The sequence below is a fragment of the Halorubrum orientale genome (assembly GCF_059623105.1).
The window spans coordinates 362,406-388,441 of record NZ_JBSPSR010000001.1 but is presented as its reverse complement, the minus strand read 5'-3'; the positions used below and the strand labels follow the sequence as shown (position 1 = coordinate 388,441).

The following is a 26,036-nucleotide window of genomic DNA, read 5'->3' as shown; positions in this document are numbered from 1 at the left end:
GACTGCGCAGATGCAAGGCGGGTTCTCGGCAGGGAATATGACTGGCTTCGATTTTGCCACCACGTGGACGACAGTCGCAGGAGACTACCCAGACCTCAAAGCTACTCCGCGCCAGACGTCAACACCGCACTTTGTTGCGCCAGATGACACAGAACAGGCACAGATTCTTGCCGACATGCAGCAACGCGACGGGGCGTATCTTATCACCAGCGACAAAGCACTTCAGGCGATCACACGGAATGAGACGACGCTCGGCCGAGACTACCGAATAGCGCTCGATATCGACGCGAGTGGAACAAATGAGTGGGATACACAAAGTGGTACGGCACGGGGCTTCGACCCAATCGCGAACGGGTCGGCGTTCACCGGTTCGTTCGACGGCGCTGGCTACTCCATCGCGAACCTGACGATCGATCGCCCCACTAGCTCGTCGGTTGGTCTGTTCAGCGAAGTCGGGCAGTCCGCGGGTATCAACCATCTCACTCTCTTCAACGTGGATGTCACAGGCAAAAACAAAGCTGGGGGAGTAGCTGGACGGAACAAGGGCGCAATTCGCAACACCACCGTAAGTGGGACTGTCACTGGAACACAACAAAACGATTTCACCAATGTCGGCGCGTTAGTCGGGAGACACGACGCCGCTGGGGAACTCGTGGACGTGAACGCGAGTGGGAGCGTCACCGGGCACGGACGTGTTGGTGGAATCGTAGGTATCAGTCGCGGGACTATCACTCGCGCTCACACCACCGTCGACGTCACCGCGAGTGGACAGTACGCAGGAGGAGTCGTCGGGTACGCTGAGCAAGACTCTGTAATCAATCGCTCGAATGCGACCGGGACAGTCTCCGGTGAGAACAGCGTCGGCGGCCTCGTCGGGTACCTGGTTGGCGAGGTCACAGCGTCGAGTGCATCGGGAAACACCTCGGCCACGTCGTCTGAGGTGGCCGGTGGACTCGTTGGGTTCGCTGACCAAGACTCTGTAATCAATTCCTCGAATGCGTCGGGAACCGTCTCGGGAGAAGGCTACGTTGGCGGCCTCGTCGGGTTCACCAACGGCACGGTCACAGCGTCGACCGCGTCGGGAGCTGTCTCGGGAGATAGAAGCGTCGGTGGACTCGTTGGATTCGCCGGCCAGTCCTCTATGATCAGCCGCTCGAGCGCGGTGGGAAACGTTTCAGCGGGAGAGAGCTCTGCTGGCGGCCTCGTCGGATACCTGAACAGTGCCGTCGAGCGGTCGACCGCCTCGGGTGATATCGAGGCAACCGAAACCGATGTCGGTGGGCTCGTTGGGCTCGCTAGCCCGCAATCTTCGATAACTCGGTCGAATGCGACCGGGACAGCCTCCGGCGAGACGAGGGTCGGGGGACTGGTCGGATGGAACAGAGGGGCGGTCAGTACATCGTACGCAACCGGAGGCGTCACCGGAGTCAAGAAGGTCGGGGGGCTCATCGGCGTTGTCGGCGGTACGGTCGACGACACCTATGCGGCACCGACAGCGGCGATCCGTGGCGAGAGACGCGTCGGCGGACTCGTTGGCTACATCGGAGACGATGGACGAGTCAACCGGTCGTTCGCGACAGGTCTCGTCAACGTCACCGGGAGCAAGTCTGGGGGTATTAGATTCGACTCACCGGGATCCGTCAGCGACAGCTACTGGAACGTCGAGACAACGAACCAGTCGTCCTCAGACGGCGGTACAGCACTCACCACGGCACAGATGACCGGCAGCGACGCGCTCGATCCGGGTAACATGGACGCGCTCAGCAACAGCGTATGGGCGACAAACCCGAATACCGACAGCGTCCGGTTCTACCCAACGCTCATCGTGAACCCGCAGACGCCAGCACCGAACGAACTACTGTATGCTGGTGGGAACGGCACTGAAACGGCTCCGTACGAGATCAAAACGTGGAACCACCTCGATGCGACACGAGAGAATCTCGGGGCGAATTTCACACTCGCGGCGGATCTCAGTCAGTCGACGCGAGGATATGAGACAGTGGTGACAAGCGCGAATGGATTCAAACCGATCGGCAACAGAAGTGCTCCGTTCAACGGCTCGTTCGACGGCGCAGATCGCGTCATCTCGAACCTGACGATCGACCGGCCGAAAGAGAGCTTCGTCGGGCTGTTCGGAGCCCTTGGAGAGAACGGATCGCTTGTCGAGGGATCGGTAACCGATCTGACTCTAGCTGCCGTCAACATCACAGGAAGTCAAGATGTTGGCGGACTCGCCGGGAAAGCATACTTTGGAAGTCAGGTGTCGAACGTCACGGTGACTGGGAGAGTCAATGCGATACGATACGTTGGCGGGAGCGTCGGGCACAATATTGGTACGTTGACGAACCTGACTGCGAACGTGACCGTAACTGCGACGGGTGACGACTTGGGGGGCACACGTGCGGGTGGACTGGCAGGCATCAACAGCGGAACAATCAACCGCGCAATTGCGACAGGAGCAGTTTCCGGGTCTACCCAGACAGGTGGCCTAGTCGGTGTGACCGACGACGGGACCGTCACCACCGCCTACGCGACCGGCAACGTCACCGGAAGCGACGAAGTCGGCGGGTTGATCGGGCACGGGAGTGGCTCGAAAGCGTCCGTAACCCAGTCGTACGCCACGGGATCGGTCACCGCGAACGACACTACTAGGGGTGTCTCCGGGGGGCTCGTCGGCAACGCGAGCGATGGGGTGAGCGTTGCTCAGTCGTACGCCGCAGGCGAGGTACGATCGACCGCAGGGAAGGCTGGAGGACTCATCGGTGTCAGCGATGGCGCCACCGTGGACACCGCGACCACGTACTGGGACGCGAACCGAACGACGCAGTCGTCGTCGGCTGGTGGGACCGCTCTCTCGACCGAAGCGATGATCGGAGGCAACGCACTCGAGTCGATGTCCGGGCTCGACAACAGGATATGGTCGACTGTCGACGTATCGACCATAGGCGCGAGTGATGACGGGTATCCTGTACTTGCGGCGCTTCCGTTGGACCCACAGATCCTCGTTCCGGCGCGTGAGACCAGCGCAGACGACCCGAGCGCGACTGAGCCGGATCCCGAAAGCGGTGGCGGTGAGAACGACTCCAACGACGAAGGCGGCACCAGCGATGCGAGTAACTCCGACGACGGAGGCGACTCCACTGACGAAGGCGACTCCAGTGATGCGAGTGGCTCCGACGACGGAGACGACTCCAGTGATGCGAGTAGCTCCAGCGGCGGGGGCGACTCCACTGACGAAGGCGACTCCAGTGATGCGAGTGGCTCCGACGACGGAGGCGACTCCAGTGATGCGAGTGGCTCCGACGACGGAGACGACTCCAGTGATGCGAGTAGCTCCAGCGGCGGGGGCAACTCCACTGACGAAGGCGACTCCAGTGATGCGAGTAGCTCCAGCGGCGGGGGCGACTCCACTGACGAAGGCGACTCCAGTGATGCGAGTAGCTCCAGCGGCGGGGGCGGTGGCGGCAGTGGCGGGAGTGGTAGCGGCACCTTCCTGCTCGGGGAGAGGGTCCACACACAGACGCTTGACCACTCGACCCTGAAGCAAATCACGATCGATTTCGCCGAGCCCGTTGATGGATTGATTCGGGTTGCGGTCGTCGAGACGCCAGACCGACCAACGATCGAGTCATCGGCAACCGTTGTCGGCGCCGTTTCGATCACCCCACCGCGGGAGTCGACCGAGACGAACGCAACGCTGGCGTTTTCACTCAACGCGACCGCCTTGGAGGCAAGCGAGATCGACCCCGCAGACATTGCCGTCTACCGCATCGATACAGCCGGGACGGTCCACGAGCCGGTCACCGTCAGTGTTACCGCAGAGACGAACCATATGGTCACCGTCGCTGCAGAGACACCCGGCTTTTCGACGTTCGTGCTTGCGACCACACAGCCGGAGGTCGAAACTGAACCGGAAGCGGTGCAGGGCGCATCGGTGCAGGGCGAATCAGTGACTGAGACCACCGACGGGTCGCTCGCCGAGGAATCACGCGATGAATCCGAGTCCACGACGGAGGACACCCCGGTGACGACCGAAGCGAGCAACGTTGCCACGCCCGGATTTGGGCCGCTAGGCGCGCTCGTTGCACTCGTGATGCTCGTACTTGTCGCGGTCGGGCGCAACTGGGACCACCCGTGATCGGAGGCCTCAACCCGAGCCACGGGTGACACGCGGTCGGCAGCGATCGAGCCCGGTTGATGCACTCACGGGGCTGGTGTGCCCAAAGGTATCGCGCTCAGGCGAACCGGTCGTCCGATCGCGTCGACTCGGGCGAGTTCGACGACGCCGCCACCCAGCCCCCGCTCGTCGATGCGGGCACGTCGAAGGCCGGAACGAACGGCTTGATGTCGAGCACCGGCGTGCCATCGACGATGTCGACGCCGCGGACGACGACCTCGGCGTCGCGGACCGTCTCGATCGCGACCACCGAGAGACCGATCGAGTTGGGTCGTCGCGGCGCTCGGGTCGCGAACAGTCCGCGCTCGCGGTCGTCGAGGAACGGCTCGACCGACAGCGGAGCCGACCCCTCGGCGGCGTGAAAGTGATACAGCACGTAGCAGTGTGAGAATCCCCCGAGGTCAGCGAGTGCGGGCGCGTACGTCTCCTCAAGCTCGACGACCCCTTCCGCGTCGGCCGCACCGACCGGTTGTATCGGCATTCCCTCCGGGTCGTCGAACGGCGACCTGACGACGCCGATCGGCTCGTACGTGACCGACTCCATCGTCGGAGCGTCCTCGCGCATGGGTTGGCTGGGAGTGTCGATAATAAAGACCCGTCGGGAGTGGTCCAGGCTTAAAAGTCCTCGATCGAGGCCTGTCCGTCCGTGGCCCGTGCTTCGGGTGGGACGTTCGTCGCGACGATCTCGTCGACGGTCCCGCGGGCGGTCTCGTCGCTGTTAATAGCGCGCGTGGCCGGTACCGTCTCGACGAAGAAGCCGGCGTCGTCGTACAAGTCGTACGTGACGCCGCTGTTGCTGAGGACGACGTGCACGCCCGCGTCGTCGAGGGTTTGGACGGTCTCGAGCAGTCGATGCTGGTCTTCTCGGTCGAAGCCCTCCGCGCTGTACTCGGCGAAATTCGCCGTCGCGCTCATCGGCTGGTACGGGGGGTCGGCGTAGACGAGGTCGCCGGGGTCTGCGGCGTCGGTGACGTACGCGAAATCCTCACCGTGGACGGTCGCTCCCTCGAGGACGCTGCTCGCGGCGCGGATGCGGTCGGCCATGACCCAGTCGGGGTCGGCGTACCGTCCGATCGGGACGTTGAACCCGCCGCGGCTGTTCTCGCGGTAGAGCCCGTTGTAACAGGTTCGGTTGAGATAGAGGAGGAGTGCCGCCTCCTCGATGCGGTCCTGTTCGGTCCGCGGCCACGGCTCGTCGGCGTACGGTCGGCGGTTGAACCGAGCGCGCTGCTGGTAGAAGTACTGGTCGACGGCCGTTCCGTTCCACGTCTCTTCGGTGAACGCTTGGGTGTCGTCGGGGCCGGCCGTCGGGTCGTCGAACGCGCGGAGGCGATCGATCAGTGCGTCCGGGTGGTCCCGAACCACCTCGTAGAAGGTGACGAGCCGCGGGTTCGTGTCGTTGATCGTGGCGTCGGCCGGTTCGAGGTCGAAAAAAACGGCACCGCCGCCAAAGAAGGGCTCGTGATAGCGGTCATACGTGGCGGGGAAGCGCGCGTATATCGCGTCTAGGAGCTGTCGCTTCCCGCCCACCCACTTGAGCACCGGGTCAGCCATCCACTCGCTCGTGGTTCGTGCGGTCATATAAGTACCTCGCCACGCGTGATGCGGATTGTCGAGGATTTGGTATGTGTGTGACGGTGATCGTGTGACACCTGGGCGCGAGTCGTGCCACATACCCCTCGGTTGATTCCGTATGTGTGTAGTGGCCATGTCAAGCTCCGTGGCATCCGCCTTGTTCTCTGTGAACCACATGACCGCACGACACCTAGACACTACTTCGCCACACCCTCCCCAGCCGATTCTGTACGGTTGTTGTAGTAGCTCTGTGACGAACACGACCGCGCGACACCCGAACACTACTTCGCCACACCCTCCCCAGCCGATTCACTCGTCGCCCACGGGCGACTCGTTCATCCCTCGCACGTGCTCGCGAGCACGCCGTCGGCGCGCTCACGATGCGCGCGCCACCGCTTGATGTGGGTGTCGTGAGGCGAGAAGTACGGTGTGAACGCGCTCGTATGCGGGGGAAGGGATTCGAACCCTCGAACCTCTACAGGAGCGGATCTTAAGTCCGCCGCTTTTGGCCAGGCTCAGCCACCCCCGCGCATCTGCTGGTTCCCCCGGCGCCATAAAACCCCTTTCGGATACGTTTCACCAATCAACCGAGAGCGTTCCGTCACCGTGTGGGTTGGGTGCGATCTCCTCGTCCGTTCGCCGGTCGATAACGTGGATCACACCGCGTTCTTTTTTCGCCGGACACACTTCGGCCGCCCGCACGTTTTCGGCGAGCTCGTCCTCGCCGATGTAGTACGTCTTCGGCTTTGCGATCCCGCTTATGACGTCCATCTCCCAGTTCTCGGCGACCTCCGCGCACTTGCCCGCGCCGAAGCACTTGTTGGCCTCAAAGATGATCTTGTACGGCTTCTCGTCAACCGGCGGCCCCGAGCCGCCGATATCGCTCGCCGTCAGCACCTCGTCGCTCATACCTCTCGATGCGTGGCCACGTGACTTTCGTCTGTCGGTCTCACGAGGCTGTCAGTCAGTAGTAAAGGGTTCCGTCATGCTTGACCGCCAGCAACTGGAAGCGACTGCCAGCGACCGCAAGGATCACCACACACCGCGAATCGGTCGCGCTCGGCCGTGAGAGCGGCTCGGCCGGAGTCGAACGGTTCAAGTATTCGCTGGGCGCTTGTACGCACATGAAAGACCAAGGACGCTCGACGCGCAAGCGAACAGGCGGTCGATTGAAACACGCCGCGAACAAGAAGCGCCACCAGCTCGGCCGCGAGCCGGCCGAGACGACCGTCGGTGAGACCCGAGTCCGCTACATCGACTCCCGCGGCACCGAACAGAAGGTCCGCGCGCTGTCGACGAACCTCGCCCAAGTCGCCGACGGCGGTGAGGTCGTCGAAGCCGAGATCGAAGACGTCGTCGAGAACCCTTCGAACGTCAACTACGTCCGCCGAAACATCGTGACGAAGGGCGCCATCGTCGAGACCAGCGAGGGCCGCGCTCGCGTCACCTCTCGACCGGGACAGACCGGCCACGTCAACGCCGTTCTCCTCAAGTAAACAACCACTCCCGTCCACGTCCGATACCCCACGTTTCTTGACGCGCCGTGTCCCACACACCCACCAACCAGCACGCGTACGTCGGGGTCGACGAAGCCGGTAAGGGACCGGTAATTGGGCCGATGGTCGTCGCGGCGGTACGCACCGAGCCGGCTCGGCTTCCAGCCGACGTTGACGACTCGAAACGGCTCACACCCGAGCGACGCACCGAGATCTCAGCCGCCCTCCGCGACGACGACGCCGTGACGCTCGCAGTCATCACCATCGACCCACCCGTGATCGACGCGCCAGCGTCGGACATGAACACGCTCACCGTTCAGGGTCACGCACGGGCCGTCGGTGGGGTCGTCTGTTCGGGCGACCGCGTCGTCGCCGATGCGGGCGACACCTCCGAGTCGCGGTTCGCGACACGACTTGCGTCGAATATGGACGACAGTGGTATCGCCGACTCGATCACCGTGGATGCGGCCCACGGCGCAGACGAGACCGACCCGGTCGTCGGCGCGGCCAGTATCGTCGCGAAGGTCGCCCGCGACGCACGGGTCACGGCGATCGACCGCACGTATCCGGCGTATGAGAGGATCGGCAGCGGCTACCCGAGTGACCCGACGACGCGCGCGTTCCTCCGGGCGTACGTCGGCGACCACGGCGACGTGCCGCCGCACGCCCGCCGGTCGTGGGCGACGTGTGCAGACGTGCTTGCGGCCGCCGAACAGTCAGCACTCGACGAGTTTTGAGTCGATAGCGGCGCTCGCTTCACACCGCGTCAAGTGCCAGCGTCGCCAACAGCGCCTCGAGTTGCACCTGCTCATTCGCGCCCTCGGCGATCCGGTAGTCCGCCTCGCCGATTCGTTCGAGGAGGCGGACGGCTTCGCGCTCTTCGAGGTCGAACGCCCAGACCGAGCGGTGGAGCTGGTCGATGATGTCACCGCCAGCCATCCCGACGTCGGTCAACAGCGTATCGAGTGTCGACCGCGCCCGAGTGAAATCGCCCGCAAGCGCGTCGGTAACCATCGACTCGATCTCTTCTGGGCGGGCCGTCGCGGTGATCGCGTACACCGTCTCCTCGTCGACGACCTCGCCGGTCGTCGCAGCTGCCTGCAGTGAGTTGATCGCGCGGCGCATATCCCCGTCGGCGGCGTACACAATCGCGTCGACGCCGTCGTCTGTCACTTCGATCGACTCTGTAGCGGCGATCTCACGAACTTGTGCGGCGACCGCCTCGTCACCGAGCGGCGAAAATCGGAACACCGCACACCGCGACTGGATCGGGTCGATGATCTTCGAGGAGTAGTTGCACGAGAGAATAAAGCGGGTGTTATCGGAGAACTGCTCCATCGTCCGGCGGAGCGCTGCCTGGGCCGCATCGGTGAGTGAGTCGGCCTCGTCGAGAAACACGATCCGGAAATCGCCACCGAACGAGGACCGCGCGAACCCCTTGATCCGATCTCGAACCACGTCGATACCGCGTTGATCGGAGGCGTTGAGCTCGAGGAAGTTACCGCGCCAATTGTCACCGTACACCTCGCGTGCGATTGCGGTGGCGGTGGTAGTCTTTCCAACACCGGCTGGTCCAGAAAACAAGAGGTGCGGCACGTCGTCTTGGTCGATGTAGCTCTGGATCCGCTCGACGATGGCCTCCTGGCCGTGGATGTCGTCGAGTCCTTGTGGGCGGTACTTTTCGATCCAGATCTCTCGGCCGGTTGCGGTCGCCGCCGGCTGCTCGTCGGCCTCACTCATTATTTCGTGTAACGACCGGCGGGGTCATAAACGACCCGAGAACGCGGTGAAACGCGTCCGGGGGACGGGCGCGGAGGAGTGCCACAGACAGGACCCCAGCCTCAGCGACGATCGATCGCTCGGGCGGCCGCAACCATCTGGTCGTGGAGGTGGCCGTTAGAGGCGACGAGCCCGGTGGCGTCGTGTCGCCACCGCTCGCCGTCAAGATCGGTTACCCGCCCGCCTGCCTGCCGAATCATGAAGACGCCGGCGACGGAGTCCCAGGGGTTCGCCCGGAGGTTCGAGACGACACCCTCCAGCCCGCCCGACGCGACGGTGGGGAGCGCGACCTGGGCGGCACCGAGACGCCGCATGTCGGCGAATCGCTCGACGATCGCCGCACAGGCGTTCGCGTACTCGTCGCGGGTCGAGTGGTCCCACCAGAGTGTCGGATTGACCGCTGCCCGGCGCGGCTCGGTGACGTCACTGACGTGCATCTCCTCGCCGTTTCGATACGCATCCGCAGCATCGGCGGTGTACGCGTCGCCGAGGGCGGGACACACCGTCGCTGCTGCGACCGGCTCGGCGTCGACGACGGCTGCCACCGCAGTTCCCCACGTACGCATCCCCCTGACGTAGTTGTGGGTCCCGTCGATCGGGTCGACAATCCACGCGGGGCCGTCCGCCGGGACGCGTTTGCTGACGTCGGCTTCCTCGCCGACAACCGCGTCGTCCGGGAATGAATCGCGGATTGTCTCGATGACCGTCCGTTGTGCGGCCCGGTCCGCCTCGGTCACCACGTCGTCTTCGCCTTTTGCCTCAACCGGGATGTCCGTCCGAAAGGCGTCGGCAGCGACACGAGCACCGGCTTGAGCCGCCCGTTCAGCGAGCGCAGCGCGCTCGGCGGTGTCACTCATATACGTGGTTTAGCCACGGAGGCGCGTATAGACGTCGATCCACAGACCGCACGTGTCGACTCACTAGTCCGGTTCCCTGACGTCGACGGACGATTGACCGCCACGTCAACACAGAATTAACTCAATTGTGAATTCGAGTAGCTTTAACAATGTGTAGACGTTGGACTATAGTATGCGCCCCCAAGAAGCGGTCCGTCAGCTGCAAAATGCCATCGACGCGTCACTCGACGAGGAAGGGTACCGAACCGCCGCCGGCTACCGGCCGACGTTCGAGCGTGTCGACGACCGAGCCGGCGGCCGAGCCGTCTACGCGCTCGCGGGTGAGCTCACCGAGACGGTCTTCTGTGGCGATTGCCCGACGCCAGCAGACGCAAACGAGACCGCAGAGCGCGTGATCGACGAGCGGCTCTACACCGACGGCGGCGAGTGACGCGCGAGACCGGTCAGCAACACACGCCTGGATCCCTTTTGTCGGTCGGTTGTTGAGTCAGCGGTGGTCGACGGCGAGTGTGTCGCTACACCGATACGACACACATCACGCCACAGTATCGACTCACACAGACACCGTCGCACCGAGCGTCGGCGCGCTCGCGTCGAGACCGGCTGCACGAAGCGACTCGGCAAAGCGCTTACAGCGGTCCCCATGGGTGACGAGCACCCTTGCATCCCGATAGTCCTCGAGGAATCCAAGTAGTCCGTCGCGGTCGGCGTGCGCCGAGAAGTCGTACTGTTCGACCTGGGCGCTGACTGACATCGGTCGTCCGTCGATCGTTGCGGTGCCGGTCTCGAGGAGCTGCCGTCCAGGCGTCCCCTCGACCTGGTAGCCGGTCATGGCCACCTTGTTCACCGGGTTGCCACGAACAGCCGGGATGTACGTCATCGCGGGGCCCCCAGACAGCATCCCGCTTGTGGTGATGACGACCGTCGGCTGGTCGGTGATCCGCCGACGCTGCCCGTCGCGTCCGGTGACAACGCGGGCGTGACCCGCCGCACGACGGAGCGCCTCAGCGTCACGGACGAACTCGGGCTGGTGTCGGAGCATCGTGGTCACCTGCGTTCCCATACCGTCGACATAACAGGGGAGATCGTGTGCCGCACAAACCAGCATCAGCTCCTGTGTCCGACCGATGGCAAACGCGGGAACGATAACCGTACCGCCCTCCAAGAGCGTCTCCTCGACGCTCGCGACGAACCCACGTTCGACGTCGCCGCGGTCGTCGTGAGCCACGTCGCTGTACGTGCTCTCACAGATCACCACGTCGGCGGTGGGACGCGCAGTCGTTCCCGCGACGAGCCGCTGGTTGTCGGTGTGAAAGTCACCGGTGTACAGCAGCCGTGTCTCACCGTCGTCGACGAGGACGTGTGCCGAGCCGGGAATGTGGCCCGCATCGAAGAGGGTCACCTCGTAGGTCGTCCCACCAGCCTCGATGACAACCGGCTCCTCGTATCCGTGTCGGTGTGCTACCTCACCGAGTCGCGCCACGTGCTCGTCGGTAAACGGACACCGTGGGCTGCCGCCGTAGAGTTTCAGCGTGTCGCTCGCGAGGATCCGGGTGAGCTCGCCGGTCGGAGGCGTCCAGTGGACATCCGGTCGGCGCTGCCCTTTTAAAAGCGCCGGCACAGCGCCAGCGTGATCCAGGTGGCCGTGAGAAATTACGACGGCGTCCGGGTCGGGAGTCTGCACGGGGTACTGTGGCGGGTCGCTCGCGAGCACGCCGTAATCGAGCAATAGCGAGTCGTCGACGAGCACCGCGCTCCGACCGACCTCTCCGGCTCCACCCAGGAACGACACCTCCATGACGCGGGACGATGGGTCGAAGACAGGAGAGGTCGTCGGTCTGTGAGTGTGTGAGGACGGCGGCTCATCCAATCTGCGTCAGGGTCACTCGATTCGTTCTGCGGCGTCGCGCTCGACGAGTGGCGTCGCGTTCGCCGCCGGGAGCGTGACGACGTCATCGCTTGCGAGCTCGTACTCACGATCGTCGACCCCGAGGATCGATCCCACATCGCGGGTGATCCGAACCGTCTCGCGGTCGGGATGGGTGTCGCGATCGGTGGTCGTGCTATCGTCGCCTGCAGACGCCACCGTCGCGCCCCCGTCTGTCTGGGTCGCACTTGGCTTCGGTGTCGACCCGTCAGTGTGATCTTCGGTAGCCGGGTCGCTTGCGGGCCGTGTCTCAGGCGTCGACGGCGATGTCGACGCCTCAGCATCCGCAGCACGTGAGGACGCTAGGTCGGGGTTGGGGTCGAGATCAGGGTCAGAGTCGAGATCGGGGTCGGGTGAGGTGGGGTCCTCGACAGAGGTGGTGGCTTCAGCAGCGTCCGACGGAGGATCGCTTGTAGCGGGTGCGTCCGAGGCGGCGGTTCCCATTGCTCCAGCGAGCAGGTCCAAACCGTCTTCTGTCGACGACGATGCCGTGCTTTGGTCCGACGACGTGGCCGCTGCGTCGGCGGAATTTGGCGTGTCTGAGCGGCTCGACTCGATCGTGTCGGCCGGTTCGTCCGTCTGCCCCGTCGTCGGTTCTGGGGGGTGAGTCGGCGCTGTCGCGTCGGGCACCTCGGCTGTGTCCGTCCCACCCGTATCCGACTCGTCTGCCGTGCCAGGCGGTGCGTCCCCAGCGAGGGTCGCGAGGACCGTCGACTTGTTCACCCGGATGCGCGAAACGAGGTCGTCGAACAACGCCCGCTCCTCGGACGTCATCCCGTCGGTGTCAACAGACATGTCCGCAGCCGCAAACGAGGCCAGTTTCACCACTTTCCCGACTCGTCGTTCGTAGAGTGCTTTTGCGACCTCCTCTGTGGTCTCGAGTTCATCTGACAGTCGCCGGACGTCGTCATCCGCGAACGGGTTCTCGACCTGTTCGGCCCGCCGGTCACGCGCGGCACGCAGGTCGGCCACATACGCTGCCACGTCGTCATAAAACGCGTCGCGCAGGTGCTGGAGACTGTCCTTTCGGCGCTCTTTCGCCTGGGCGGATCGAAGCTCGTCAAGATTCATCGTTCGGGTGCCTTCTGCGCCGCGCCGCGGGCCATCAAGAAGACGCCCACGAACTCGGGAACGGAATTGGTTCCAGGTCGAACACTCACACTCGTTCCGCTTAACTCTACCGTCGACGACTGCTCACACTCGATGCGGATATCACGCCCGACGAAGCGGTCCGGAACCGCATCACGGAGCGGGTCGAACTCGTCGAGCTCGTCGCGGTCGATCGGTGTGACGACGAGGCCGGTCCCGCCATGGAGCGTGCCAGGCAGCCTGATGAGGCGTCTAGTGTCTGTGGTCACGGGCTCGTCGATCGGTGCCGTCTCGGTGGCCGTCACCCGCGAGACGAGCGCGGCGACGAGTCGGCGGACACCCGGTCCCCCTGCCTCAACGTTACCCTCGCGCACCGCATCGGGATTTCGCTCGAACGCACCGAGAATCGTCTCGGCCCGGCCCTCACCAATCCCGTCGAGCTCCATCAGCTGATCTCGTGCCGCCGACTCGTCCATCGCACGGAGGTCGCGGGCGTACTCGACAAGCGCCTCGTGGACACGAACCCCCCACCCGCCTTCTGTCTGGAGGACCCGCTTTGTCGTGCCGCGGTCGGCGACCGTGCGTATCAGTCCGTCTACATCGAGGTCGATCGCCCGCACGTAGTCGACGACCTCACGGCGCGCCGTGCTGTCCAGTGTGTGCACGTCCTCGTCTCGCACGTGGACGTGATACCCGCGCCCCCCAGAGAAAACCACAGTGAGATCGTCGAAGCCGAAGTCGTCCTCGAGAAACGAGAGCAGCCGGACGAGTGCGTCTTTACACGCCGCAAGCATCTCCGCGTAGCTCGCCTCTGTAGGGTCGACCGACGGCAGGTGATCCGCGTCGAGATCGAAAACGAGGTCGGCTGATCGCCACCCTTTTTTCGACATCGTCGACGCTCCTGGGTCATCGTATCGGGCAGCAGAGAAGTAGGCGTGTCGAGGTGCCGTGTCGGCGAAGAACGTGTCGATGTCGCCGAGGTCGTACAGCGACCGGTGACGGACCATCGTCGTCCCCGACCCGGGCGTCCAGGGGATGTGACCCCACTCGCGGAGGTGTGCGTCCGGCGGCGGCGACAGCGAGACACCCCGGTAGTAGTCGCTGAACCGGCCGGAGAGGTACTCGCGCGTCCGTTCGTCCATCGTCTCTTGTAGTAGCGACGGTCGAAGTATAGGCGTGTCGTTCGTCGGCGGAAACACGGCCGTCTCCTTTCTCGACCGATGTCCACACGTGAGTCAGGTATCGAAATCGGCTGCCCTCGATGGGTTTATTTACCACATTGCTGTACACTATTACGACGCTTCGTCTGGAGGGCCGAAGCGTCAGCGGGGACCACAGTCGACGCGAGCCGCACGCGGCTTTTTTCCGCGTTCGGCTCGGGTCGTTCTCGACTCTATACCGACAACCTGAAGCGATATCTCAGGCTATCGAAGGAATCATCTCACACCGCCTTCGGCACTGACAGCATCAAGATAGCCACCAGCCGCACGTAACACGCTGACTACCGGCATTTCATAACACATATACCGATATATTTATGTGTCTCTATCAGATATGTCTAAATACACTCATGTACGATTTGACTGGATTCCAGCGGGATCTCCTCTACGTGATCGGCGGACTTGATGAACCGCACGGCTTGGCGGTCAAAGACGAGCTCGAAGAGTACTACGAGACGGAGATCCACCACGGTCGGCTCTATCCGAACCTCGACACACTCGTTGAGAAGGGACTCGTTGAGAAGGGACAGCTGGACCGGCGAACGAACTACTACACGCTCACTCGCCGAGGTCGCCGTGAAATAGACGCCCGGACTAACTGGGAGACGCAGTACGTCGACCGCTGAACCGGGCCACCGGGGTAGCTGAACTGAGGCGGTGAGCGACTGGGGTAGTTCACTGAATTCACCAGATCATCACTGATAAGCCGCACTCGCTCGGATTACTGTCATGACCGACGCAGACGAGGGCGTCTCTGATGGGCTCACCGGCACGGTGGTCACCGCTGACGCATCGGCGTCCTCGGCGGAGTTAGGAGCCGTCCGCGAAGCGCTCATCTCCTGGTACGAACGCGATCATCGGTCGTTTCCCTGGCGTGAGACGGACGACCCGTACGCAATCCTCGTGAGTGAGGTGATGAGCCAACAAACCCAAATCGACCGCGTCGTCTCAGCGTGGGAGTCGTTTCTCGACCGATGGCCGACTGTCGACGACTTAGCGGCCGCTGAGCGGAGCGACGTGGTCGCCTTCTGGTCGACGCACGCGCTCGGGTACAACAACCGGGCAACATACCTCCACGAGGCAGCGACACAGATCGTGGAAGCGTACGACGGTGTCTTTCCAAAGACGCCCGACGAGCTCCAATCGCTCATGGGCGTTGGTCCGTACACCGCCAACGCGGTGGCCTCGTTCGCGTTCAACAACGGCAACGCCGTCGTCGACACTAACGTGAAGCGCGTGCTCTACCGCGCGTTCGACGTCACGGACGGGGCCTATGAGCCGACTGCCGGAGCACTCATACCGGACGACGACTCCCGAACCTGGAATAACGCGATCATGGAACTCGGTGGGGTGGCTTGCGGAAAAAAACCACGGTGTGACGAGGCTGGCTGCCCGTGGCGCGAGTGGTGTCAGGCGTACCAGACCGGCGACTTTACCGCACCCGACGTACCCACACAGCCGAGCTTCGAGGGGAGTCGCCGGCAGTTCCGTGGGCGGATCGTCCGGCTCCTCGGCGACCACGATGAGATGGAGCTGGACGCGCTCGGCCATCGAATTCGTGTAGACTACACGCCCGACGGAGAGTACGGCCGCGAGTGGCTTCGAGATCTCCTCTCAGACCTCGCTGAAGACGGACTCGTCCAGATCGAAACCCGAGACGGCCAGATAACAGCTCGTCTCCAGTAGTCCGATTCAGGTGGACGACGTTATTGTGACGCAGCAACCGTGTTCCGGAGCGTGCCGATGTCCTCATACGTGATTTCGATCTCATCACCAGGCTCGATCAGGCCCGGGTTCGCCGGGCTTCCAAATGCGATGACGTCGTCCGGCTGGAGAGTGAACCGGGCAGAGAGAAACGAGATCACTTCGCGTGGTGAAAATAACATCAGCTCGGTATTGGAGTGTTGCCGCTGCTCACCGTTGATGATCGTCTGCATGTCTAGTCCCACCGGGTCCACGTCCGTCTCAATCCACGGGCCGAGCGGACCCGACCCGTCGAATGCTTTTCGTGCCGTCCGGCCGGGCTGGTCGAGCGCATCCAGGTCGTTCATGATCGTGTATCCTTTCAGCACCTCGTCGACGTCGTCTACGGCGACGTTCTCACACCGATCGCCGACGACTGCCGCGAGTTCACCAGCGTACGTGAGCTCGTCCGTGAACGATGGGTACGGAATCGGCGTGTCTGGTGGATGCGTCGAGACAGGGGGTTTGATAAAGAAGTCGGGCTCAGTTGGGCGCTCGTACTCCATTTGGTCGAGCGTCGTGGCATAGTTTCGACCGACACAGTACATCGTCGTCGGACAGACAGGAGCGAGAAGATCACCGTCAACGTCGTAGACGCCCGTCTCTGTGGTGAGGACGCCGTCTTCGTACCTGCCACTGACGATTCCTTGAGACGTCTGCGCACGAGCAAGTCGCATGCTCGCATCCACTGAACAGATCCTAAGAAGACTTCCCATCGAAGCGGAACGACGCCTGTTCACGAAAAACAGGTGAGTACCAGCTACGGCCATCGTCAACTCGGCACGAACGAGTTCGTTCACCAGTCTATCGTCGCTATCGTCCGGCATCGGGGACGGTTCCCGGAGAAGGCCGACCAACCGACCGCACGTAAATCGTCATCCGTTTAGCGGTAGAGCCGTTGCATCTCGTATGAGCGAGACCCTCGACTCGGACCTCTACGAGCGCACAAAGGCGCTGTTAGAGCCCGGCGACATCGACCTCGCCGGCTGTATCGTCCACACGACGTTGAGCGGGCGTGAAGACCTCGAGATGCACGAACTCACCGTCGCAGCGAACGACGTGATCGCCGAACACGCCGAGGCGGGCGAGACGTACATCGAGGCGGGGAACGACGACACCAACTTCGCCTCAAACCAGTTCCAAGGGCTCACACTCGACGACGAGTCGTTCGTCTGGGAGTGTCAACAGCTCCTGCGCGAGGGCACCTTCGACGTGGTGTTTTATTATGAAGCTGACGTCAAACAAGAAGTGCTGACCGACGCACTCGCCAATCTTGAGGACGTTGACCGAGTGACGCCGGTTCCGTGAGACACCCACCGTCTCTACAGCCGTGAGCGACACCGTTGTGATCCCCGGCGGTCGTGACGTTCGTGCGACGCGAGACGTCGCGAACAGAACGGATCCGTCCGAGACACTCGTCGTCGCCTGCCCGCCACACCCGCTGCAGGGCGGGTCGCGCCACGATCGGCGCCTGCAAGCGATCGCCGAGACGCTGACCGAGGTTGGCGTCGACTGTCTCAGACTCGACTACGGCGCCTACGACGCCGGCCGCGGAGAGTGCGTCGACGTCGAGCAGGCTGTTGAGTGGGCGAACGAGCGTGCCGAGTGCGTCGGACTCGTCGGGTACTCATTCGGCGCCGCGGTCGCACTCTGTGTGGCGGGCCGTGGCGTCGCCGACGATCCGGCCGTAGATGGAGTGGTCGCACTCGCACCACCGTCCCAACTCCCGATCGCAGGCGATGAGGAGCGCACTCTTGAGCGTAAGAGCCCGTCGACACTGGGAGCCAACAGCCATGGGATCGACCGCGAGAACACCGATTGGAGCGTCGTGGCGGCGCTCTCGGCGCTTGCTGGCTCGGACTGCGCCGTCGACATCGTGTACGGTACCCGCGACTCGACCGTCGAGACGAGTCCCGTCGTCGAAGCGGCACGAGCCGCCGGGGGTGCGGTCGTCGACGTCGACGCGGACCACGGCTTCACCGGTCGTCTCGATGAGGTGGCTGACGTCGTCGTCGACGCGGTCGGCCGGTGGCGGTGAGGAGACGAACGCAGACCGGCGAGGTGACGGGCGCAGGCGACCGAGGCGGTCAGTCGAGGGCATCGAGCAGTCGGCGGATCCGACGCTCTCCTTCGGCGGGGTCGTATCCGTCCATGCGGAGGTGTGCGAGCGGTGCCACGTACGGGTTGCGCTCCCAGTGGGCCCACACCTCGGTGGTGCCATCCGGGGCGGGGAAGAGCCGAACGTGGAGCTGTCCGTCCCCGAGGAGGCCGTCCGGGCGCCGGACGAAGCTACCGACCTCGTGGACGGTCTCGCCGTCTCGCTCGTACGCGTGGAAGTACGCCCGCACGAGCTCCTCGAAGCCGGCGCGCGGGAGATGCCGTCGGCGTACCGTCGCGGGCGACGCCCGGATCGTCCCGACGTACTCGTCTTGCGGCGGCGGCAGCACACGGACGTGTGTCGGCGCACGCTCCGGGAGCCTAGCGAGCAGGCGTCCGGCAGCGAGTCGCAGCCGCCACACGCCGAGCGGTCGGGAGCGCGAGAACAGCGCGGCAGCAAACCCGACGAGGACGACGATCCACATCGAGCGCTGACCCCCCCGACTTCTTTCGCGGCGCCAGCCCATGCAATTAGCGGGCCCCACAGAGGGTCGACCGGAGCCGTTCGATGCGGTCGCCCTCGGTCGGTTCACCCTGGTGTCTCTGTCCGCTCACAACGTATGACAGGACGAGCAGACACAAAACGATTGGCGGTGGCGTCGGCGGGTCGGCACGTGTGGCGTGGTTCGAAGTTCGAGCTCAGAGCCGAACTGCATATAGTGGCCGGTGGCGTACACCAACGCGCCGACGCGACAGCACCTCGACACACCTATGGACCTCAGATCGTCGCTCGGAACCGTTGCGACCGTTCTTGTGATCGGCTTCGTCGCTGCGATGCTCATCGGCCAGCAGCTCGGCCAGCCGATATTGCTCGGGTTCGTGCTCACTGGGAGTATGAACGCCGAGCCGGCCAATATGGCGCCGGGCGATGGGTTCGTTGCGATTCCGCCCGGGCTCGCCGGCGAGGTCGAGTCGGGAGACGTGGTGACGTTCAATGCACGCGAACTCCAGGGGGGAGGGTTAACCACACACCGCGTGGTCGGTGAGACGGACGAGGGCTACATCACGCGCGGTGACGCCAACCCGTTCACCGACCAAGACGGTCCAGAGCCACCCGTGCGGGAGGCGCAGATCGTCGCGGTCGCGTTCCAGCCCGGCGGAGACGTGCTCGTGATCCCCCGGATCGGACTCGCGGTGTTCGCGATGCAGGGCGCCTTCGAGGCGCTCGTTCCGGTGCTCGGGTCGCTGCCCGGACTCGGCGGACTCGCCGACGGCGACGCCGGCTCGATCATGACGGGCGCGGGGATCCTCCTGCTCGTGTACAGCGTCGTTCAGGAGGTGCGCGCGGGAGGCCGGCGCACCGGCTCCGAGGGACGTTCGCGCGACCGCCGCGGCAAGACGAGCGCCGTGCTCGTCCTCGGTGTGATCCTGTTGTTGATCCTCGTGCCGGCGACGGCAAGCATGGTGATCCCCTCCGAGACGACGGAGCTCACCATCGTGAGCTCACAGTCGCCGAGCGAGAGTCCGACCGTGATCGAACGCGGCGGGAGCGTCACCTACGACTACAACTTCACCAACGAGGGGTTCTTGCCGCGAGTGGGCGTCGTGGAGCCACAGAGTACCGGCGTCGCCGTCGCCGAACCGGTGCTCGTCGCCGGACGCGGCGAGAGCGTCGGCACGACCGTCACCATCTCTGCACCCGAGGCGACAGGTGCGTACATTCGCGCCGTCTCACAGCGGCAGTACCTCGGGATCCTCCCGCTGCCACTGCTTCTGGCGTTACACTCGCTGCACCCGTTCGTTGCGATTGCCGCCACCGACGCCGTGATTGGCACCCTCGTCACGGTCGTGTTCGTGCTCGCCGTCGGACTTGAGCCGTTCCGGTTCCGCTCTCGTGACCGTGACGTCTCACTCGTTGACCGAGCCCGTCGCGCGGTTCGAAAGTGGCTGTGAGCCGGGCTAGTGAGTTGCCGGTCACACGCTCACGATCAACCGGAGGTTCCACCCGGTGAGCAACAGGCCGAGGAGCGTCATCGCCACCGGGGGCCAGTAGTACGAGAAGCGCTCGTGGGTGCGGCCGCCCTGGACGCTCACCGAGATCAACACGAGAAACACGAGCAGCTTCAAGAGGACGAATCCGGGGAGTCCAGCGGTCGACAACAACGTGTTCACGACCGGGTTTCCCTCGATCAGTCCGGGCACGACGAGCACCGCGTACGTGGTCGAGAGAAGATCACCCACGCCGTAGGTGAGCGCCGCCGCGAGCCACAGCCCGACGAACTCGATGCGGTGGGTCCGGTACCGTGGCTCGGACGAGTCACGGAGTACCGGCAGAACGGAATCCCCCTCGACCGACTCCGGGGCGGTATCGGGTGCGTCCGTGTCGGCCTCGCTCGCGGCGAGTTGTGCGAACAACGAGTCGGCCTGGCGTCGTCGTGCGGCGAGTTCGCCGACCAGCTCGCGGTACCGGTCGTCGTCGGCTAGTTCGTCGGCGGGGCGACGCGCCTCCAGTCGGCGTTTGCGGGCGACGAGCCCGAGGTACGTCTCGACGACGTCCATGACCGCGTTGCGGTCGGAGAGGCGTTCGACGGTCTCACGGAGCGTATCGCGGGTCACGGGTCGCGGGATGTACTCGTCGAAGTCGAGTCGGAGGACGTCCGCACTCACGTGTTCTCCGGAGAGCAGTCCGATCTGGCAGTCGACGTGGCGGGCGCGGAGGCGGCCGAGCAGGTCAGCGCGGTCGGCCGTCGCGAGCGAGCCATCGAGCAGCACGATGTCAACGTCGTCGTCGAGACGGTCGAGAGCGCTTTCGGCGTCACCGGCGACCGCGACGGTGCAGTCGTCGAGCCAGGTCGCGTACTCGGTCGCCCGCTCGTCGTCGCCTTCGATCAACAAGACGGTGGCGTCGAGTGTGCGGGCCATCGAGGGTCTGATCGGGAGTACGTGGTTGGGAGAATAAAGCCGGTGGAAACGCCGGGCGAGACACAATCAGACGAGAGAGGGAGCCATGTTCGTGCCGATCAGCAGAGATTGGGTGGATCAACTGGCACGCGCTACGCTCAGCGGTGGCGCACGCCTCGTGAGTCGCCGAAGGCGTGCTCACGAGCGCGTGCGAGGGATGAGCGAGGGAGCGAAGCGACCGAGCGAATCGGCTGGGGAGGGTGTGGCTGAAAGTCGTGTCCGGATGTCACAGAATTGTGATCGTCACAGATATTCTATAGACGTACCTGAGCAAATCGGTTGAGAAGAGTGTGGCCGCGTGGTGTCGGAGGTCGCGCGGTCATCTCGTTCACACAACTATCGCACACATACTGAGTCGGTCCAGGGTGGGAGAACAAAGTGGTATCCAACTGTCGTGTATCGTGGTCGTCACATCAACGATGGTACCGTACGAGAGCAATCCGCTACAAAGCGTGTGGCTGTGGAATCGTGTGCACAACCGACGCAGTGTACAGTATTCAAACAGTTCGTTCTGTGCCTTTTGCGGTGCTTGAACCACCGGTGTTTCGTTACTACAATGATAACGAAAATAAGCGCCGAACGCCTGCGTTTTACATCGAGAACGTGTCCCACTGCTATTGACAACACGTTTTTACATCTCTCAGTCCAGCCATCACACGGTTCCTATGAACGCCAGCTCGGTGCGTGTGCTCCTCGTCGACGACGACCCCGACCTCGCAGACCTAGCAGCGACGTACCTCACGCAGACTGAAGACCGACTGACCATCGACACGGCACCTGGCGTCGACGATGCGCTGACACAGCTTTCACACACGGAGTACCAGTGTATCGTCTCCGATTACGAGATGCCGGGGCAAGACGGGCTCGCGTTCCTCCGGCAGGTACGCGAACAGGACCCAGAGCTCCCGTTTATTTTGTTTACCGGCCGAGGAAGCGAAGCGGTCGCCAGCGAGGCGATCTCTGCTGGCGTCACCGATTATCTACAGAAGAACACCGGCACAGAGCAGTACAAACTTCTCGCGAACCGAATCACCAACGCGGTCGACCAACGACACGCAGAAAAACGCGCCCGAAGAGAGCAGAGACGCTTTGAGACGTTGTTCACCCAGCTGTCACAGCCGACCGTCGAAGTCGAGTACGAGGGCGACGAGCCGATCATCCAGCGGGTAAACGAGGCGTTCGAAGAGACGTTCGGGTACGATGCCGGTGCCCTCGTCGGGCGGTCACTCGATAGCTACGTCGTACCACCGGATCGAACGGCTGAGGCGACGGCGATCAACGAGCACGTTCGAGACGGCGGGTCGATCAAAGCCACAGAGGTTACGAGAGAGACCGAAGACGGCCAGCGAGAGTTCTTGTTACAAAACGCTGTCTACGAGGATGGGTCGGGAGGATTTGCCATCTACACAGACATTACCGCACGCACCGAGCGCAGAGAGGAACTGACCCGCAGCCAGGAACTGCTACGACACACAGAACGGTTGGCGAACGTCGGTGGGTGGGAAGTAGACGTCGCATCCGAGCAGATGCAGTGGACGACAGGCACGTACGAGATTCTGGAGAAGCCCGCCGAGAGCAGCTTCACACCGACGATTCAGGAGTCGCTCGAGTATTACCACCCCGCAGACCGACCAGTGATCGAAACGGCCGTACGGAACTGCCAGAACAACGGAGAGCCATTCACGTGTGAGCTCAGAGTGCAGACGGAGACGGGAGACGAACGATGGGTCACCGCCCGTGGCGAACCCGTCTACGAGGGGGACGAAGTCGTCGCGATGCGAGGTGCGATCCACGACGTGACGGCCGACAAAGAGCACCAACAGCAGCTCACCCGCTCTGAACACCTCCTTCGATACGCTCCGGAACAGCTGCTCGTCATCAACGAGGAGATGACCGTCACGTACCAGAGTCCGCCATCACCGCAGTGTGGGTGGGCACAGCGAGAGTTCACCGACAACAATCCCCTCGAACACGTGCATCCGGACGACCGATCACGCGTCGCTGCCCAGCTAAACACGGTGATGCGACAGCCCGGCACGGTGTCGACGGTGGAGTTTCGCGTGCGAGATGCTGACGACGACTGGCGGTGGGTCGAGAGCCGTCTACAGAACGTCGCCGACACCGACGCAATCGACGGCATTCTCGCCGCGATGCGGGACGTGAGCGCACGAAAGCGTCAAGAACAACAGCTGACGCAGTACACGAGCTTCTTCGAACAACTCCAGGAGACGATACAGACCCTGCTCCAGTCGACCGACGCGGCGTCGGCAGCTGCTCACGCCATCGAGAGCTTCGAATCGATTCTCGAGTTCGACGTCGCGGATATCTGGTTGAGTACGGACGATCAGCGTGCGCTCGAACCGGTCGCCACCTCGGAACAAGGATCTGATATCGTGTCGGATCCGCCGACGTACACCCCAGATACGTCGTCGATCTTGTGGACGGCGTATCAGAACCAGGAGCTGGAGTACGTCAGCAACGTGCACGAGCGGGACGACAGAGCAGCTGCAGACACTCCGATTCACAGCGAGGTGATCGTGCCGCTGGGTAGACACGGGCTGGTGAACATCGGGTCGACCGAACCGGATGCGTTCAGTGCGATAGAGATCGATCTCCTCTCGGTGTGGTGTGATACGTTGACGCTCATCTTCGCTCGAATCGCTCAGCTACAGGTGTTACAAGAGCGAGAGACGGCACTGGCTGACGAGCGTGATCGGCTCGAAGAGTTCACCGCGACCGTCTCACACGATCTTCGTAACCCACTCAACGTCGCGATGGGCCGTGCCGAACTCGCAGCGGATGAGTGTGAGAGCAGCCATCTCGAGACGGTCGTCCGCGCACTCGACCGAATGGACGACCTCATCGACGACTCGCTGTCGCTCGCTCGACAGGGGACGGTCGTTGGGGACACGAGCGCCGTCGAACTCGAAGCGATGGCCAGAGAGTGCTGGCAGAACGCCAACGTCGGTGCGGCGACGCTCGTCGTCGAAGAGACGACCGCGATCTACGCGGACGCCGATCGAGTCCCACGGGTCTTCGAAAACCTGTTTCGTAATGCCGTGGTTCACGGCGGAGAGACGGTAACCGTACGCGTCGGGTGTACCCCGGAGGGGTTGTACGTCGCAGACGATGGCGCGGGGATGACCGCTGAGGTGAAAGACCACCTGTTCGAGACCGGATACACGACGCGGGACGAAGGAAGAGGGTACGGACTGGCCATCGTGGAGCGAATCTGTGAGGCACACGGGTGGACGGTGCACGTGAGCGAGAGCGACGCGGGCGGCGCTCGGTTCGATATCACGGGAGTCGAGTTCGTGTAGGGCGAACCGTATACCGACGCAGATCGAGCACGCGAGCCTCGAGCGCGAAGCGGAGGGCGGTGACAGCGGGGGTACCGTTGTTGTGGACGTTCACGAGGTCGGCGAAGGTCGTCGTCGAGACGATCGAGGGAGGTCTCACCGTCACTGTCGACCGCGACGGTGCAGTCGTCGAGCCAGGCCGCGTACTCGGTCGGCCGCGCCTCATCGACGTCAACCGGGAAGACAGCGGCGTCGAGTGTGCGGGTCACTGAAGGCCTGATGCGGACTACAGCGGTGAGAGAATGGAGCCAGTGGAAACGCGGGACGAGATGCGAGTGAACGCGAGGTAGGAGCCACACTCTTCCCGATCAGTAGAGATTGGGTGGATCAGTGTGCACGCGCACCTCGGCGGTGGCGCGCGCCTCGTGAGTCGCCGAAGGCGTGCTCACGAGCGCGTGCGAGGGATGAGCGAGGGAGCGAAGCGACCGAGCGAATCGGCTGGGGAGGGTGTGGCTGAAAATTGTGTCCGGGTGTCAAAGCGTCGTGATCGTCACAGACGTTCCATAGACGTATGCGAGCGAATCGGCCCGAGAGGGTGTAGGTAAAATCGTGCCCGGGTGTCACAGCGTCGTGATCGTCACAGCTGTCCTATAGACGTATGCGAGCGAATCGGCCCGGGAGGGTGCAGGTAAAATCGTGTCTGGGTCGATCAGATCGAGGTGCTGAACGCGCCGGTCCCAAGGAGGGTTCCGCCACCGGCGAGCAGCCCGCCGAGTGCGATCACGGTGGTGCGTCTGTTGGCCATCTGTTCGAACGGCCGCTTCGGGATGCCGGGCGAGGCGGACGTCTCTCCGATCAGTTATTCTCGGTGGTCTCCGCGGTGATAGTGAGCGTGTATGACCCGCTATCCGGCAGGTCGTTTTCGTCACCGCCGTCGATGAGGTCGACTTCGATTCCGAAGTTGACCGACTCACCGGAACCGAGACTGCCGGATATGTCGTTGTCGGTCAAGATGTCACTTCCGTTCGGGACGGTTTCCTGTGATTCGCCCTCATCCACTTGGAAGCGGAACGTGTCGCCCGCCGCGACGTCGTCGGGCGTCTCAGTGAACTCAAGCGTCAGGGAGGTGACCTCCTCGGTTCCGTTGTTGCTCACCGTCACCAGGTTGCGGAAGGTCGTTATCCCGTTCTGGTTGAGACCCTCTGCGTCGGCGTCTGTCCCGTCGAGGTTGATATCGATCGTTCCGTTCTCTTGCGTGACGAACTCCTCGTCGTCCCGCGCAGGCGCGAGTCCGAGGAACGCGCTGCCGTCGCCCGCAGTCTCGACGCTGACCGTCCGCTCCGCAGTCACGGTGGTAAACGCGCCTGTGCCGAGGGCCGCGCCACCAGCTGCAACCAATCCGCCCATGCCGATGAGTACGCTTCGTCTGTTGGGCATACCTACATCATGTATCGGTAGCCACTTTGTATCGAGTTGCTTGAACCAGAGAAAGCATCCCGAGCAGATCGGTATCGGGGCTCTTGAACCGGGTAGGACACCTCACACTTGTCGCCTACGTGTTACAACATCCACCAACACGCCCAGCGTCACCCTCACGATGCCGTGTCAGGTATGTGCATGGAAGCACACCCGCGTGGGGAGGTGCACGCGTTGGGCGGTAGTGTATCAGTGACGCGTATTTAGATGGGTTCGATGCCGTTCTAACGGCACAGTATATAGACGCGAGACTCGGACGAAGCGTTGCAGGTGCCACTCCAGATCCGTGACTGTCCTGTCGCTAGCCTGCGCTACACGGTGTTTGAAAAGCTGATATACG

At 63.3% G+C, this 26,036-nt stretch carries 23 protein-coding genes and 1 tRNA gene; 11 read left to right on the top strand and 13 right to left on the bottom strand.

Annotation, left to right across the window (positions count from 1 at the left end):
• Positions 1-37: 37 nt before the first annotated feature.
• Positions 38-4,138 (top strand): beta strand repeat-containing protein, encoded by a 4,101-nt coding sequence (locus tag ACWUI7_RS02030; protein WP_496640497.1) that lies wholly within the window; start codon positions 38-40, stop codon positions 4,136-4,138.
• Positions 4,139-4,235: 97 nt separating this feature from the next.
• Here ACWUI7_RS02030 and tsaA read toward each other — a convergent pair whose 3' ends face one another.
• The 4 genes from tsaA to ACWUI7_RS02010 all read right to left on the bottom strand — a co-directional run bounded on the left by tsaA (position 4,236) and on the right by ACWUI7_RS02010 (position 6,661).
• Positions 4,236-4,742 carry a tRNA (N6-threonylcarbamoyladenosine(37)-N6)-methyltransferase TrmO gene (gene tsaA, locus ACWUI7_RS02025; protein ID WP_496640496.1) on the bottom strand — a complete coding sequence of 169 codons (507 nt, stop codon included), beginning with the start codon at positions 4,740-4,742 and terminating at the stop codon, positions 4,236-4,238.
• Between the two features lie 50 nt (positions 4,743-4,792).
• Positions 4,793-5,731 carry a DNA adenine methylase gene (locus tag ACWUI7_RS02020; RefSeq protein WP_496640589.1) on the bottom strand — a complete coding sequence of 313 codons (939 nt, stop codon included), beginning with the start codon at positions 5,729-5,731 and terminating at the stop codon, positions 4,793-4,795.
• Positions 5,732-6,196: 465 nt separating this feature from the next.
• Positions 6,197-6,281: transfer RNA gene (locus tag ACWUI7_RS02015), tRNA-Leu, on the bottom strand.
• 47 nt (positions 6,282-6,328) lie between these two features.
• A complete protein-coding gene (locus tag ACWUI7_RS02010) occupies positions 6,329-6,661 on the bottom strand; it encodes a ferredoxin (RefSeq protein ID WP_496640495.1) in 333 nt (110 codons plus the stop codon).
• 215 nt (positions 6,662-6,876) lie between these two features.
• Here ACWUI7_RS02010 and ACWUI7_RS02005 point away from each other — a divergent pair, with 215 nt between their 5' ends.
• Positions 6,877-7,248 (top strand): 30S ribosomal protein S8e, encoded by a 372-nt coding sequence (locus ACWUI7_RS02005; RefSeq protein ID WP_496640494.1) that lies wholly within the window; start codon positions 6,877-6,879, stop codon positions 7,246-7,248.
• 47 nt (positions 7,249-7,295) lie between these two features.
• Positions 7,296-7,985 carry a ribonuclease HII gene (gene rnhB / locus ACWUI7_RS02000; protein WP_496640493.1) on the top strand — a complete coding sequence of 230 codons (690 nt, stop codon included), beginning with the start codon at positions 7,296-7,298 and terminating at the stop codon, positions 7,983-7,985.
• 19 nt (positions 7,986-8,004) lie between these two features.
• Here rnhB and ACWUI7_RS01995 read toward each other — a convergent pair whose 3' ends face one another.
• Together ACWUI7_RS01995 and ACWUI7_RS01990 are read right to left on the bottom strand one after the other, a co-directional pair.
• Positions 8,005-8,988 carry a replication factor C small subunit gene (locus tag ACWUI7_RS01995; protein ID WP_496640492.1) on the bottom strand — a complete coding sequence of 328 codons (984 nt, stop codon included), beginning with the start codon at positions 8,986-8,988 and terminating at the stop codon, positions 8,005-8,007.
• Between the two features lie 101 nt (positions 8,989-9,089).
• Positions 9,090-9,884 (bottom strand): inositol monophosphatase family protein, encoded by a 795-nt coding sequence (locus ACWUI7_RS01990; RefSeq protein WP_496640491.1) that lies wholly within the window; start codon positions 9,882-9,884, stop codon positions 9,090-9,092.
• A 172-nt stretch (positions 9,885-10,056) separates the two neighbouring features.
• Here ACWUI7_RS01990 and ACWUI7_RS01985 point away from each other — a divergent pair, with 172 nt between their 5' ends.
• Complete coding sequence (locus tag ACWUI7_RS01985) at positions 10,057-10,314, top strand: hypothetical protein (protein WP_496640489.1); 258 nt, start codon at positions 10,057-10,059, stop codon at positions 10,312-10,314.
• A gap of 123 nt (positions 10,315-10,437) precedes the next feature.
• Here the strand turns inward: ACWUI7_RS01985 and ACWUI7_RS01980 are convergent, their stop codons facing one another.
• The 3 genes from ACWUI7_RS01980 to priS all read right to left on the bottom strand — a co-directional run bounded on the left by ACWUI7_RS01980 (position 10,438) and on the right by priS (position 14,042).
• Entirely contained in the window at positions 10,438-11,682 is a 1,245-nt protein-coding gene (locus ACWUI7_RS01980) for an MBL fold metallo-hydrolase (RefSeq protein ID WP_496640488.1), read from the bottom strand.
• A gap of 84 nt (positions 11,683-11,766) precedes the next feature.
• Entirely contained in the window at positions 11,767-12,882 is a 1,116-nt protein-coding gene (locus ACWUI7_RS01975) for a hypothetical protein (RefSeq protein WP_496640487.1), read from the bottom strand.
• Positions 12,879-14,042 (bottom strand): DNA primase small subunit PriS, encoded by a 1,164-nt coding sequence (gene priS / locus ACWUI7_RS01970; protein WP_496640486.1) that lies wholly within the window; start codon positions 14,040-14,042, stop codon positions 12,879-12,881. The genes ACWUI7_RS01975 and priS overlap by 4 nt, the downstream gene beginning before the upstream one ends.
• A gap of 428 nt (positions 14,043-14,470) precedes the next feature.
• On the opposite strand from priS, the gene ACWUI7_RS01965 reads away from it, so the two are divergent.
• Together ACWUI7_RS01965 and ACWUI7_RS01960 are read left to right on the top strand one after the other, a co-directional pair.
• A complete protein-coding gene (locus tag ACWUI7_RS01965) occupies positions 14,471-14,746 on the top strand; it encodes a PadR family transcriptional regulator (RefSeq protein ID WP_496640485.1) in 276 nt (91 codons plus the stop codon).
• A 103-nt stretch (positions 14,747-14,849) separates the two neighbouring features.
• On the top strand, positions 14,850-15,806 hold the full coding sequence (locus ACWUI7_RS01960; protein ID WP_496640484.1) for an HhH-GPD family protein: 957 nt from the start codon (positions 14,850-14,852) through the stop codon (positions 15,804-15,806).
• A gap of 20 nt (positions 15,807-15,826) precedes the next feature.
• Here ACWUI7_RS01960 and ACWUI7_RS01955 read toward each other — a convergent pair whose 3' ends face one another.
• Complete coding sequence (locus tag ACWUI7_RS01955; protein WP_496640483.1) at positions 15,827-16,540, bottom strand: fumarylacetoacetate hydrolase family protein; 714 nt, start codon at positions 16,538-16,540, stop codon at positions 15,827-15,829.
• Positions 16,541-16,772: 232 nt separating this feature from the next.
• Here ACWUI7_RS01955 and ACWUI7_RS01950 point away from each other — a divergent pair, with 232 nt between their 5' ends.
• Together ACWUI7_RS01950 and ACWUI7_RS01945 are read left to right on the top strand one after the other, a co-directional pair.
• Positions 16,773-17,171, top strand: a complete 399-nt coding sequence (locus ACWUI7_RS01950) for a DUF5778 family protein (protein ID WP_496640482.1) — start codon at positions 16,773-16,775, stop codon at positions 17,169-17,171.
• 22 nt (positions 17,172-17,193) lie between these two features.
• The gene (locus ACWUI7_RS01945) at positions 17,194-17,901 is read left to right on the top strand and encodes an alpha/beta hydrolase (RefSeq protein ID WP_496640481.1); all 708 of its coding nucleotides are present in this window, start codon (positions 17,194-17,196) and stop codon (positions 17,899-17,901) included.
• Positions 17,902-17,950: 49 nt separating this feature from the next.
• Here the strand turns inward: ACWUI7_RS01945 and ACWUI7_RS01940 are convergent, their stop codons facing one another.
• Positions 17,951-18,445 (bottom strand): hypothetical protein, encoded by a 495-nt coding sequence (locus ACWUI7_RS01940; RefSeq protein ID WP_496640480.1) that lies wholly within the window; start codon positions 18,443-18,445, stop codon positions 17,951-17,953.
• 286 nt (positions 18,446-18,731) lie between these two features.
• Here ACWUI7_RS01940 and ACWUI7_RS01935 point away from each other — a divergent pair, with 286 nt between their 5' ends.
• Positions 18,732-19,913, top strand: a complete 1,182-nt coding sequence (locus ACWUI7_RS01935; protein ID WP_496640479.1) for a S24/S26 family peptidase — start codon at positions 18,732-18,734, stop codon at positions 19,911-19,913.
• Between the two features lie 21 nt (positions 19,914-19,934).
• Here the strand turns inward: ACWUI7_RS01935 and ACWUI7_RS01930 are convergent, their stop codons facing one another.
• On the bottom strand, positions 19,935-20,882 hold the full coding sequence (locus tag ACWUI7_RS01930; protein WP_496640478.1) for a DUF5658 family protein: 948 nt from the start codon (positions 20,880-20,882) through the stop codon (positions 19,935-19,937).
• Positions 20,883-21,586: 704 nt separating this feature from the next.
• Between ACWUI7_RS01930 and ACWUI7_RS01925 the strand changes: the two genes are divergently transcribed.
• Positions 21,587-24,241, top strand: a complete 2,655-nt coding sequence (locus ACWUI7_RS01925; protein ID WP_496640477.1) for a PAS domain-containing sensor histidine kinase — start codon at positions 21,587-21,589, stop codon at positions 24,239-24,241.
• A 59-nt stretch (positions 24,242-24,300) separates the two neighbouring features.
• On the top strand, positions 24,301-24,492 hold the full coding sequence (locus tag ACWUI7_RS01920; RefSeq protein WP_496640476.1) for a hypothetical protein: 192 nt from the start codon (positions 24,301-24,303) through the stop codon (positions 24,490-24,492).
• A gap of 583 nt (positions 24,493-25,075) precedes the next feature.
• Here the strand turns inward: ACWUI7_RS01920 and ACWUI7_RS01915 are convergent.
• Positions 25,076-25,657 (bottom strand): hypothetical protein, encoded by a 582-nt coding sequence (locus ACWUI7_RS01915; protein WP_496640475.1) that lies wholly within the window; start codon positions 25,655-25,657, stop codon positions 25,076-25,078.
• Positions 25,658-26,036: the final 379 nt, after the last annotated feature.